Source organism: Streptomyces sp. NPDC088124, from assembly GCF_040685895.1.
Lineage (GTDB): Bacteria > Actinomycetota > Actinomycetes > Streptomycetales > Streptomycetaceae > Streptomyces.
Genome location: NZ_JBFBJB010000019.1, coordinates 117,931 through 128,633, shown reverse-complemented (window position 1 = coordinate 128,633; position 10,703 = coordinate 117,931). Strand labels below are relative to the sequence as shown.

Here is a 10,703-nt window from a genome sequence, read left to right as displayed (position 1 = left end):
GCACCCGCGGGAGCACGGACGGGAGCCCCCGTCGGCCCGCGCCTGAGCACGAGCCCGAGCACGAGCCCGAGCACTAGGGTGACCGCATGACATGGCTGATCACAGGCGGGGCGGGGTACATCGGGGCCCATGTGGCGCGCTCGATGACGGCGGCGGGCGAGCGGGTCGTCGTGCTGGACGATCTGTCGACCGGCTTCGCCGAGCGGCTGCCGGAGGAGATCCCGCTCGTCGAGGCGTCGCTGCTGGACCGGGAGGCCGTCGACAAGGTCCTGGCGGGGCACGGGGTCACCGGTGTGGTGCATCTCGCGGCGAAGAAACAGGTCGGCGAGTCCGTCGAGCGGCCGCTGACGTACTACCGGGAGAATCTGCACGGGCTCACGGTGCTGCTGGACGCCGTCGTGGCCGCGCGGGTGCCGCGCTTCCTCTTCTCCTCCTCCGCGGCCGTGTACGGGGTGCCCGATGTGGAGTTGATCACGGAGCACACCCCCGCCGTGCCGATCAATCCGTACGGCGAGACCAAGCTGGCGGGCGAGTGGCTGGTCCGGGCGACCGGGCGGGCGCACGGAATCTCCACGGGTTGTCTGCGGTACTTCAACGTGGCGGGCACGGCGCTGCCGGAACTCTCCGACGTCGGAGTGTTCAACATCATTCCGATGTTCTTCGACCGGATCAGCCGGGGCGAGGCCCCGCGGATCTTCGGCGCCGACTATCCGACACCGGACGGCACCTGCATCCGCGACTACATCCATGTCGCCGATCTCGCCGAGGCCCATCTCGCCGCCGCGCGCCATCTGGCCGGACACCCCGGCGGCCACGACCTGACGGTGAACATCGGCCGCGGCGAGGGCGTCTCGGTGCGCGAGCTGGCCGCTCTGGTGGCGGAGGTCACCGGTGACCGTACGGAACCGGTGGTCGAGGCGCGCCGCGCGGGGGACGCCGCGCGGGCCGTCGCCTCCGTCGAGAGGATCACCTGGGAGCTGGGCTGGACGGCCACCCGCGACGTGCGCGCGATGGTCGAGTCGGCGTGGGCGGGCTGGCGGCTGCGCCGTCCCGATGCGCAGGACGGGTGATCCCGCCGGCCCCGTCGCCCCCTCACCGCACCGCTCTGACCTGGCATCATTTCCGCAGGTCAGAGCATATGACAACGGTGTTCAGTGCCGTGTTGCCCGATACCCCCCACCCGTAGTTCACTGACGGCGTCGGTACTCGTCCAGACGACCGGGAGGCGTCCTCATGGGGGCAGGGCACAACCACGGACACACGCACGGAGGACCACCCGCGGGCACGGCGACCGCCGCCTACCGCGGACGGCTGCGGATCGCCCTGGGGATCACACTCTCCGTGATGGTGGTGGAAATCATCGGGGGCGTTGTCTCCAACTCCCTCGCGCTGGTCGCCGACGCGGCCCACATGGCGACGGACGCGGTGGGGCTCGGCATGGCCCTGCTGGCGATCCACTTCGCGGCCAGACCCGCCGACGAGAGCCGCACCTTCGGCTACGCGCGGGCGGAGATCCTCGCCGCCCTCGCCAACTGTCTGCTGCTGCTCGGTGTCGGCGGCTATCTGCTCTACGAGGCGGTGGACCGCTTCATCTCCCCGCCCGAGACCAAGAGCGGGCTGACGATCATCTTCGCCCTGATCGGCATGGCCGCCAACCTCGTCTCCCTCTCGCTGCTGACGCGCGGGCAGAGCGAGAGCCTCAATGTGCGGGGCGCCTATCTGGAGGTCCTCGCGGACACGCTCGGCTCGGTCGCGGTACTGATCTCCGCGGGGATCATCCTGGCCACCGGCTGGGAGCTCGCCGACCCGATCGTGGGGCTGCTGATCGGGCTCATGATCGTTCCGCGTACGGTGAAGCTGTTGCGGGAGACCGTGAACGTCCTGCTGGAGGCGGCGCCCAAGGATGTGGACATGAGTGAGGTACGCGCGCACATGCTCGCCCTGCCCGGGGTGGCGGACGTCCACGACCTCCACGCCTGGACGATCACGTCGGGGATGCCGGTCCTCTCCGCGCACGTGGTGGTGGACCAGGACGCGCTGGACGCGGTGGGGCACGAGAAGATGCTCCATGACCTGCAGGGATGCCTCGGCCATCACTTCGATGTCGAGCACTGCACCTTCCAGCTCGAACCCCGGGGCCACGCCGAGCACGAGGCGAAGCTCTGCCACTGAGCCGGCGGCGGCGCACACCGTGGGGGTGGGCATGGAACGGACATGCCGAACGGACATGCCCACCCCCCGAAGTGCGGACACCGGTCTTTTGCGTACGGCAGACTTGGCCACCGAGGCCCGAAGCGAAGGATGGTTATGCCGACCACACCAGTCACCGCAGCGAACAGCTCGTCGACCGCCGCACAAGAAACGATCATGCTGGAGCTGGTGGACGAGGACGGCAACACCATCGGCACGGCCGAGAAGCTCTCGGCACACCAGGCACCCGGCCGGCTGCACCGGGCGTTCTCGGTCTTCCTCTTCGACGAGCGGGGACGGCTGCTGCTCCAGCGCCGCGCGCTGGGCAAGTACCACTCCCCCGGCGTCTGGTCGAACACCTGCTGCGGCCATCCGTACCCGGGTGAGGCACCGTTCGCCGCGGCGGCCCGCCGTACCCACGAGGAGCTGGGCATCTCGCCCTCGCTGCTCGCGGAGGCCGGCACCGTCAGCTACCACCACCCGGACCCGGCCTCGGGGCTGGTCGAGCACGAGTACAACCACCTCTTCGTCGGAATGGTGCAGGCGGCGCCGCGGCCCGATCCGCAGGAGGTCGGGGAGACCGCGTTCGTCACCCCGGCGGAGCTGACGGAGCTGCACGGCTCGGCGCCGTTCTCCGCCTGGTTCATGACGGTGCTGGACACCGCGCGCCCGGCGTTCCGGGAGCTCACGGGGCCGGCCGCGGGCTGGTGACCCGGCCGGGGCCCTCCGGGTCCCCCGGGGCCTCCGGGTCCCCCGGGGCCTCCGGGTCCCCCGGGGCCTCCGGGCCCGCCGGGTCCCCCGGGGCCTCCGGGGCCGCCGGGGCCGCCGCATCCGTCCGTGGTGCCGGTTCCGCCCGGTCGAAGGGGAGCACCGCCCAGACGGTCTTCCCGCCCCCGGCGGTGTGCTCGGCCCCGAAGCCGCCGCCCGCCTCCCGGGTGATCTCCCGCACCAGCAGCAGCCCGCGTCCGCCGGTCCTGGCGGGGTCGGTCTCCAGTGCCGTGGGCCGGTAGGGATGGTTGTCCTCGACCGACACCCGGATCCACCTGGTGCCGACGGCGACCTCCACGGCGATCTCGGGCGAGAGCAGGGCGGCGTGCCGTACGGCGTTGGTGAGCAGTTCGGAGAGGACGAGCAGCACCCCCTGTGCGGTATCGCCCCTGACCGGCACGCGCTGCCGCTCCAGCAGCTCGCGCACGGTGCGCCTGGTCCGGGGCACGGAGGCGTCGAGCGCCGGGACGGTGAAGCGCCAGACCCCTTCGTACGACCGGGTCCTGACCGGAACACTTCCGCGGCTCTCCATTTCCGGGCTCCCGCCGTCGGGTCGAGCGGTGCCCACCACCGCTCCTCGTCGGGTGCCGAGTCTTGGGCAGGGAAGCGGTCCACACCGGACCGCTGAACAAAAGTCAGCCTTTATTGACGGAGCGCGATCGTCTCGGAGCCGGGATGCTGCACACGCGCTCGGTCCTGATCGCTCCCTGTCGGTCCGAGACCGGCTCGCGGCGCTCCGCCCGAGCACGGGGATAACATCCGGCTCATGGAGCCCCAGCTGGTGCACACGGTCGAGAACGGCACGGCGACCGTGGTCATCCACCACCCCGCCAGGCGCAACGCGATGACAGCACCGATGTGGCGGGAACTGCCGCCGCTGCTCGGGCGGTTGGCGGACGACCCGGCCGTCGGGGTGCTGGTGCTGACCGGGGCGGGCGACACCTTCTGCGCGGGCGCCGACATCTCCTCCCTGCGGGGGCCGGGTCTGCCGGGCGGCACCGGCCCGGCTGGGGAGGACCCGCAGGCGCTGGCCGTACGGGCCGAGGAGGCGCTCGCGGCCTTCCCCCGGCCCACGCTCGCCGCCGTACGGGGCCACTGCGTGGGCGGAGGCTGCCAGCTCGCCGCCGCGTGCGATCTGCGATTCGCGGAGGAGGGCGCCTCGTTCGGGGTCACGCCGGCGCGGCTCGGGATCGTCTACCCGGAGTCCTCCACCCGGCGGCTGGCCGCGCTGGTGGGGCCCGCCACGGCCAAGTACCTGCTGTTCTCGGCGGAGTTGATCGGCACGGAGCGCGCGCTGCGCACCGGGCTCGTGGACGAGGTGCTGCCCGCCGGGCAGTTGGCCGGGCGCGTCGCCGAGTTCACCCGGATCCTGCTCTCGCGTTCCCGGCTGACCCAGGCGGCCGCGAAGGAGTTCGCCTCGGGCCGCGCCGGACGCGCCCCGTACTGGGCGGAACAGGCACGCGGCAGCGGCGACGCCGCGGAGGGGGTCGCCGCCTTCCTGGAGCGCCGCGCACCGGAGTTCACCTGGCCGGCCGGGTCATGAGGTGATCTATGCCCTGCGGCCCTTGGCGCGCAACTCCGCGACCAGGTCCGAGGGGGCCTTCGCGGGCGAGCCCGCGTCGAAGGGAGGCTGCGGGTCGTACTCCGTCAGCAACTGGACGGACTGTGCGAACCGGTCGTCCACAAGCGAGGCGGTCAGGGTGAGCCCCATGTCGATCCCGGAGGAGACACCGGCCGATGTCACGTACTTGCCGTCGGTGACGACGCGTTCGCCGGTCGGCTCGGCGCCGTACGTCCGCAGCATGTCGAGAGCGAGCCAGTGGGAGGTGGCCCGGCGCCCGGTGAGCAGCCCCGCGGCGGCGAGGAGCAGGGAACCGGTGCAGACGGAGGTGGTCCAGGTGGTGGTGGCGTCCACCGCGCGCAGCCAGTCGAGCAGCGGCTCGTTCGTCATGTGCGCCCGCTGGCCGGGGCCGCCGGGCACGACGAGCACATCCGGGGCGGTGACCTCGGCGAGCGTCTTCCGCACGACGAGTGAGAGCGATCCCGAGTCGTTGTTCACGGGTCCGGCGTCTTCGGCGACGAAGACGGTCTCGACACCGGGGACGCGGTGCAGGATCTCGTACGGACCGACGGCGTCCAGTGCGGTGAAGCGGTCGAAGAGGAGGATGGCGATCTGCATGCGGGGCCTGGCTTTCCGGTCGACAGATTTCAACAGATTTGAGACAGGGATGCGGCGGGGTCAGGGCAACGGGGCCACGCGGAAGCGGCGGCGGTATTCGGCGGGGGCCGTGCCCAGGGTCTTCACAAAGGCGCGGCGCATGGCCTCCGGGGTGCCGTAGCCGCAGGAGCGGGAGATCTCCTCGACCCCGTCGCCGCTCTCCTCCAGCAGCCGCCTGGCGTGTTCGAGCCGTACGCGCTCCACGTAGCGGCCCGGCGTCGTGCCGGTCTCGGAGCGGAAGGCACGCGCGAAGTGGCGGGGCGAGAGGCGGGCCCGTCCGGCCAGCGCCTCGACCGAGAGATCGGCACCGGGGTGCTCGCTGATCCAGCTCTGCACCGCCAGCAGCGGCTCGCTCCGCGCGGTCTGGGCGGCGAGCTGCGCGCTGAACTGCGCCTGGTTGCCGGGGCGGCGCAGGAAGACCACGAGACGGCGGGCGACGGCGAGCGCCACGTCGCGGCCGAGGTCCTCCTCCACGAGGGCGAGCGCCAGATCGATGCCGGAGGTGACCCCGGCGGAGGTGGAGATCTCACCGTCGCGTACGTAGATCGGGTCCGGGTCGACGTGGACGAGCGGGTGGTTCCTGGCGAGGAGTTCGGTGGCGCCCCAGTGGGTGGTGGCGCGGCGCCCGTCGAGCAGCCCGGCGGCGGCGAGCAGCAGGGCGCCGGTGCAGACCGAGACCAGGCGCCGCGCCCCGGGCGCCCGCTCGCGCAGCCAGTCGACCAGCTCCGGATCGGGGTTCCGGGTGCCCGGGCCACCGGGCACGAGAAGGGTGTCCGGGTCGGGCGCGGCGGCGAGCGTGGTGTCCGGGACGAGCGTGAGCCCGCTGGAGGTGCGGACCGGCGCGGCGTCGAGTGCGGCCGTACGGATCCGGTACGCGGAGGGGTCGCCGACCGCGGCGGCCGCCGCGGCGAACACCTCCACGGGACCCGTCACATCGAGGCTCTGCACCTGGTCGAGGAGGACGACCAGAACGGATCGCTCTGTCATGGCACTCATCCTGCGCCCGGCCGCGGACGTCTGCAATGACGAATACCCCGCCTTTCCTGCCACGGCCGTACGGTCCGATACCGCGCCCGCGGTCGTACTCACCACCCGGTCCTGCCCGCCGATGTCGGTGCCACCTGCCACAATGCAGGCGCCGGACCCCAGAACAGCGGAGCGTGATCGTGACGACGTCCATCGAAGGCAGGATCGCCGAGGAAATCGGCGTACGCGAGCGGCAGGTGAAGGCAGCCGTCGAGCTGCTCGACGGCGGATCGACGGTGCCGTTCATCGCGCGGTACCGCAAGGAGGCCACCGAATCGCTCGACGACGCGCAGCTCCGCACCCTGGAGGAGCGGCTGCGCTACCTGCGGGAGCTGGAGGAGCGGCGGACCGCGATCCTGGAGTCCGTCCGGGAGCAGGGCAAGCTGGACGACGCCCTGGAGGCGCGGATCAGGGCCGCGGACACCAAGGCGCGGCTGGAGGACATCTATCTGCCCTTCAAGCCCAAGCGGCGGACGAAGGCGCAGATCGCCCGCGAGGCCGGTCTCGAACCGCTGGCGGACGGCCTGCTGGGCGACCCCTCGGTGGAGCCGCTCGCCGCCGCCGCCGCGTTCGTCGACGCGGACAAGGGCGTCGCGGACCCGGCCGCCGCGCTGGAGGGCGCGCGCGCCATCCTCACGGAGCGGTTCTCCGAGGACGCCGATCTCATCGGCGAGCTGCGCGAGCGGATGTGGACGCGCGGCCGGCTCGCGGCGCGGGTACGGGACGGCAAGGAGGAGGCCGGCGCCAAGTTCGCGGACTACTTCGACTTCGCCGAGCCCTTCACGCAGCTGCCCTCGCACCGCGTGCTCGCGATGCTCCGCGGCGAGAAGGAGGACGTCCTCGATCTGGTCCTGGAGCCCGAGGAGCCGTCGGAGCTGCCGGGCCCCAGCCTGTACGAGAACATGATCGCGCGGCGCTTCGGGATCGCGGACCGGGGCCGCCCCGGCGACAAGTGGCTCGGGGACACGGTCCGGTGGGCCTGGCGTACCCGGGTGCTGGTGCATCTCGGCATCGATCTGCGGCTGCGGCTGCGGACGGCGGCCGAGGACGAGTCGGTGCGGGTCTTCGCGGCGAACCTCCGTGACCTGCTGCTGGCCGCGCCGGCCGGGACGCGCGCCACGCTGGGGCTCGACCCCGGGTTCCGTACGGGCGTGAAGGTCGCCGTGGTCGACGCGACGGGCAAGGTCGTCGCCACCGACACGATCTACCCGCACGTTCCCGCGAACAAGTGGGACGAGTCCCTGGCGAAGCTGGCGCGGCTGGCCGAGCGGCACTCGGTCGACCTGATCGCCATCGGCAACGGCACGGCGTCCCGGGAGACCGACAAGCTGGCCGGCGAGCTGTGTGCCGCGCACCCGGAGCTGAAGCTCACGAAGGTGATGGTCTCGGAGGCGGGCGCCTCGGTGTACTCCGCGTCCGCGTTCGCCTCGCAGGAGCTGCCGGACCTCGACGTGTCGATCCGCGGCGCGGTCTCGATCGCGCGCCGACTCCAGGATCCGCTGGCGGAGCTGGTGAAGATCGACCCCAAGTCGATCGGCGTCGGCCAGTACCAGCACGACCTGTCCGAGGTGAAGCTCTCCCGCTCGCTCGACGCGGTCGTGGAGGACTGTGTGAACGGGGTGGGGGTGGACGTCAACACCGCGTCGGCGCCGCTACTCTCCCGGGTGTCGGGCATCGGCGCCGGGCTCGCCGAGAACATCGTCGCGCACCGCGACGCGAACGGTCCCTTCCGGTCCCGGCGCGCGCTCAAGGACGTGGCCCGGCTCGGCCCGAAGGCGTACGAGCAGTGCGCGGGCTTCCTCCGTATCCTCGGCGGCGACGACCCGCTGGACGCGTCGAGCGTCCACCCCGAGGCGTACCCCGTGGTGCGGTCCATGGTGAAGTCGACGGGCGGCGAGGTCGCCTCCCTGATCGGGAACGCGACGGCGCTGCGGTCGCTGCGCCCCGCGGACTTCGTGAACGACTCCTTCGGGCTGCCGACCGTGACGGACATCCTGCGCGAGCTGGAGAAGCCGGGGCGGGACCCGCGGCCGGCGTTCCGCACGGCCACGTTCAAGGAGGGCGTCGAGAAGCTGGGCGACCTGGTGCCGGACATGGTGCTGGAGGGCGTGGTGACGAATGTCGCGGCGTTCGGCGCGTTCGTGGACATCGGGGTGCATCAGGACGGGCTGGTCCATGTGTCCGCGATGTCGCGGAACTTCGTCAAGGATCCGCGTGAGGTGGTGAAGCCGGGCGACGTGGTCAGGGTGAAGGTGATGGACGTCGACATCCCGCGGAAGCGGATCTCCCTGACGCTGCGCCTGGACGACGAGGCGGGCGCCGCGAAGCCGGAGCGGGACCGGTCGGGGGGTGGTGGCCGGCCGCCGCAGCAGCGGGGGGCCGGCCGGGGTGAGCGCGGTGGCCGGGGCGGCGGCGGGCGGAGCGGCGGCGGGCGCCAGGCCTCGTCACCGCCCCCGGCGAACAGCGCGATGGCCGACGCCCTGCGGCGGGCCGGGCTGACGGACCCGAAGGGCGGCGGCGGGAACGGCCGGCGGGGCTGACGCATGAGGCACCCCGGCGGGCCCGGAGGCCCGGCGGGGTGCCGGGCCCCGGGCTCGGCACCCCGCCCCGGAGGCCCGTGGACCGCTCCCCGTCCCGGCGCCCCGTCCCCTCAGATTTCCGTGACGCGGCCCGCCGCCACATCGAGACGGCGGGTCGTGCGGACCGCGTTCAGCATTCTGCGGTCGTGCGTCACCAGCAGGAGCGTCCCGTCGTAGGAGTCGAGAGCCGACTCCAGCTGTTCGATCGCGGGCAGGTCCAGATGGTTCGTCGGCTCGTCCAGGACGAGGAGGTTCACGCCCCGGCCCTGGAGGAGCGCGAGGGCCGCGCGGGTGCGTTCGCCCGGGGAGAGGGTGGTCGCGGGGCGGAGCAGATGGTCCGACTTGAGGCCGAACTTGGCGAGGAGCGTACGGATCTCGGCGGGCTCGGTGTCGGGGACGGCCGGGCGGAAGGCGTCCAGCAGGGTGCCCGGGCCGTGGAAGAGGGCGCGGGCCTGGTCGACCTCGCCGACGAGCACACCGGAGCCGAGGGTGGCGTGCCCCGTGTCCAGCGGGAGCCGGCCGAGGAGCGCGGCGAGCAGGGTGGACTTGCCGCTGCCGTTGGCGCCGGTGATGGCGACGCGGTCCGCGCGGTCGATCTGGAGCGTGACGGGGCCGAAGTGGAAGCCGCCACGGGTGACTTCGGCGCCGTTCAGGGTCGCGACGACCGCGCCGGAACGGTCCGCGGAGGCGATCTCCATCCGCAGTTCCCACTCCTTGCGCGGCTCCTCGACCACGTCGAGGCGTTCGATCATCCGCTGTGTCTGGCGCGCCTTGGCGGCCTGCTTCTCGGTGGATTCCGTACGGAGGTTGCGGCCGATCTTGTCGTTGTCGGTCGCCTTGCGCCGGGCGTTCTTGACGCCCTTCTCCATCCAGGAGCGCTGGGTGTGGGCCCGGGTCTCCAGGGCCGTCTTCTTGTCCGCGTACTCCTCGTACTCCTCGCGGGCGTGGCGGCGGGCCCGCTCGCGCTCCTCCAGATACGCCTCGTAGCCGCCGCCGAAAAGGGTGATCTTCTGCTGGGCCAGGTCGAGTTCGAGGACCTTGGTGACCGTACGGACGAGGAATTCGCGGTCGTGACTGACGACGACCGTGCCGGCGCGCAGTCCGGAGACGAACTTCTCCAGGCGTTCGAGACCGTCGAGGTCCAGGTCGTTGGTCGGTTCGTCCAGCAGGAAGACGTCGTACCGGGAGAGCAGCAGGGAGGCGAGGCTCGCGCGGGCCGCCTGGCCGCCGGAGAGGCTGGTCATGGGCTGGTCGAGTCCGACGGTCAGGCCGAGCGAGGCCGCGGTCTCCTCGGCGCGCTCGTCGAGGTCGGCGCCGCCGAGGCCGAGCCAGCGCTCCAGACCGGCGGCGTAGGCGTCGTCGGCGCCCGGCGCGCCGTCGACGAGCGCCTGGGTGGCCTCGTCCAGGGCGGTCTGCGCGGCGGTGACGCCGGTCCTGCGGCCCAGGAAGTCCCGTACGGTCTCCCCCGCGCGGCGCTCCGGCTCCTGCGGGAGGTGGCCGACGGCGGCGGTGGGCGGCGAGAGACGCAGCGCCCCGTCCTCGGGTGTGTCGAGTCCGGCGAGCAGCCGGAGCAGGGTGGACTTCCCCGCGCCGTTGGCGCCCACGAGCCCGATCACGTCGCCGGGCGCGACGACGAGGTCGAGCCCGGAGAAGAGCGAGCGGTCGCCGTGTCCCGCGGCGAGGTCCTTGGCTACAAGTGTGGCAGTCATCAGAGCGTCCGATCGTAGCGGAGTGCCGGTCGCGGCAGGCGCGCCGGAGCGGCGCGTCCGGGGCCGTCCGCGGCCGTCCGCGTCCGTCCGCGGCCGTTGCCGGGGGGAGGGCCGCCCCGCGGGTGAGCGCGGTACAGCAGGGTCTCCTCCGCAACGCGGGGGCGTCCAGCGGATATTGAGCGGCGGAGGGCGCTCCTCCGGACTTATAGGGTC

The 10,703-nt window shown here is 72.6% G+C and carries 8 protein-coding genes and 1 pseudogene; 5 read left to right on the top strand and 4 right to left on the bottom strand.

The features are described from left to right. Positions 1-86 precede the first annotated feature (86 nt). The 3 genes from galE (at position 87) to idi (ending at position 2,901) form a co-directional block, all read left to right on the top strand. Positions 87-1,070: a UDP-glucose 4-epimerase GalE gene (gene galE, locus AB0P17_RS17935; protein WP_365811971.1), complete on the top strand. Its 984-nt coding sequence runs from the start codon at positions 87-89 to the stop codon at positions 1,068-1,070. A gap of 163 nt (positions 1,071-1,233) precedes the next feature. Further along, a complete protein-coding gene (locus AB0P17_RS17930) occupies positions 1,234-2,172 on the top strand; it encodes a cation diffusion facilitator family transporter (RefSeq protein WP_365811969.1) in 939 nt (312 codons plus the stop codon). Positions 2,173-2,307: 135 nt separating this feature from the next. Then, positions 2,308-2,901, top strand: coding sequence for an isopentenyl-diphosphate Delta-isomerase (idi, locus tag AB0P17_RS17925; protein ID WP_365811967.1), 594 nt, complete (start codon positions 2,308-2,310; stop codon positions 2,899-2,901). A gap of 151 nt (positions 2,902-3,052) precedes the next feature. Here the strand turns inward: idi and AB0P17_RS17920 are convergent. Then, positions 3,053-3,490 (bottom strand): annotated as a pseudogene (locus AB0P17_RS17920) (ATP-binding protein); the annotation flags it as partial. 234 nt (positions 3,491-3,724) lie between these two features. On the opposite strand from AB0P17_RS17920, the gene AB0P17_RS17915 reads away from it, so the two are divergent. Beyond that, a complete protein-coding gene (locus AB0P17_RS17915; protein WP_365811966.1) occupies positions 3,725-4,501 on the top strand; it encodes an enoyl-CoA hydratase/isomerase family protein in 777 nt (258 codons plus the stop codon). A gap of 6 nt (positions 4,502-4,507) precedes the next feature. Here AB0P17_RS17915 and AB0P17_RS17910 read toward each other — a convergent pair whose 3' ends face one another. Both AB0P17_RS17910 and AB0P17_RS17905 read right to left on the bottom strand, forming a co-directional pair. After that, positions 4,508-5,137 carry a DJ-1/PfpI family protein gene (locus AB0P17_RS17910; protein WP_365811964.1) on the bottom strand — a complete coding sequence of 210 codons (630 nt, stop codon included), beginning with the start codon at positions 5,135-5,137 and terminating at the stop codon, positions 4,508-4,510. A 60-nt stretch (positions 5,138-5,197) separates the two neighbouring features. Then, the gene (locus tag AB0P17_RS17905; RefSeq protein WP_365811962.1) at positions 5,198-6,163 is read right to left on the bottom strand and encodes a GlxA family transcriptional regulator; all 966 of its coding nucleotides are present in this window, start codon (positions 6,161-6,163) and stop codon (positions 5,198-5,200) included. Positions 6,164-6,342: 179 nt separating this feature from the next. Here AB0P17_RS17905 and AB0P17_RS17900 point away from each other — a divergent pair, with 179 nt between their 5' ends. Beyond that, positions 6,343-8,742, top strand: a complete 2,400-nt coding sequence (locus AB0P17_RS17900; protein ID WP_365811960.1) for a Tex family protein — start codon at positions 6,343-6,345, stop codon at positions 8,740-8,742. Between the two features lie 110 nt (positions 8,743-8,852). Here the strand turns inward: AB0P17_RS17900 and AB0P17_RS17895 are convergent, their stop codons facing one another. Beyond that, entirely contained in the window at positions 8,853-10,490 is a 1,638-nt protein-coding gene (locus tag AB0P17_RS17895) for an ABC-F family ATP-binding cassette domain-containing protein (protein ID WP_365811958.1), read from the bottom strand. Between the last annotated feature and the right edge of the window lie 213 nt (positions 10,491-10,703).

Bases quoted from the DNA above. Each gene is read 5' to 3' on its own strand.
- galE (WP_365811971.1), top strand. From the start codon at position 87: ATGACATGGCTGATCACAGGCGGGGCGGGGTACATCGGGGCCCATGTG.
- AB0P17_RS17930 (WP_365811969.1), top strand. From the start codon at position 1,234: ATGGGGGCAGGGCACAACCACGGACACACGCACGGAGGACCACCCGCG.
- idi (WP_365811967.1), top strand. From the start codon at position 2,308: ATGCCGACCACACCAGTCACCGCAGCGAACAGCTCGTCGACCGCCGCA.
- AB0P17_RS17915 (WP_365811966.1), top strand. From the start codon at position 3,725: ATGGAGCCCCAGCTGGTGCACACGGTCGAGAACGGCACGGCGACCGTG.
- AB0P17_RS17910 (WP_365811964.1), bottom strand. From the start codon at position 5,137: ATGCAGATCGCCATCCTCCTCTTCGACCGCTTCACCGCACTGGACGCC.
- AB0P17_RS17905 (WP_365811962.1), bottom strand. From the start codon at position 6,163: ATGACAGAGCGATCCGTTCTGGTCGTCCTCCTCGACCAGGTGCAGAGC.
- AB0P17_RS17895 (WP_365811958.1), bottom strand. From the start codon at position 10,490: ATGACTGCCACACTTGTAGCCAAGGACCTCGCCGCGGGACACGGCGAC.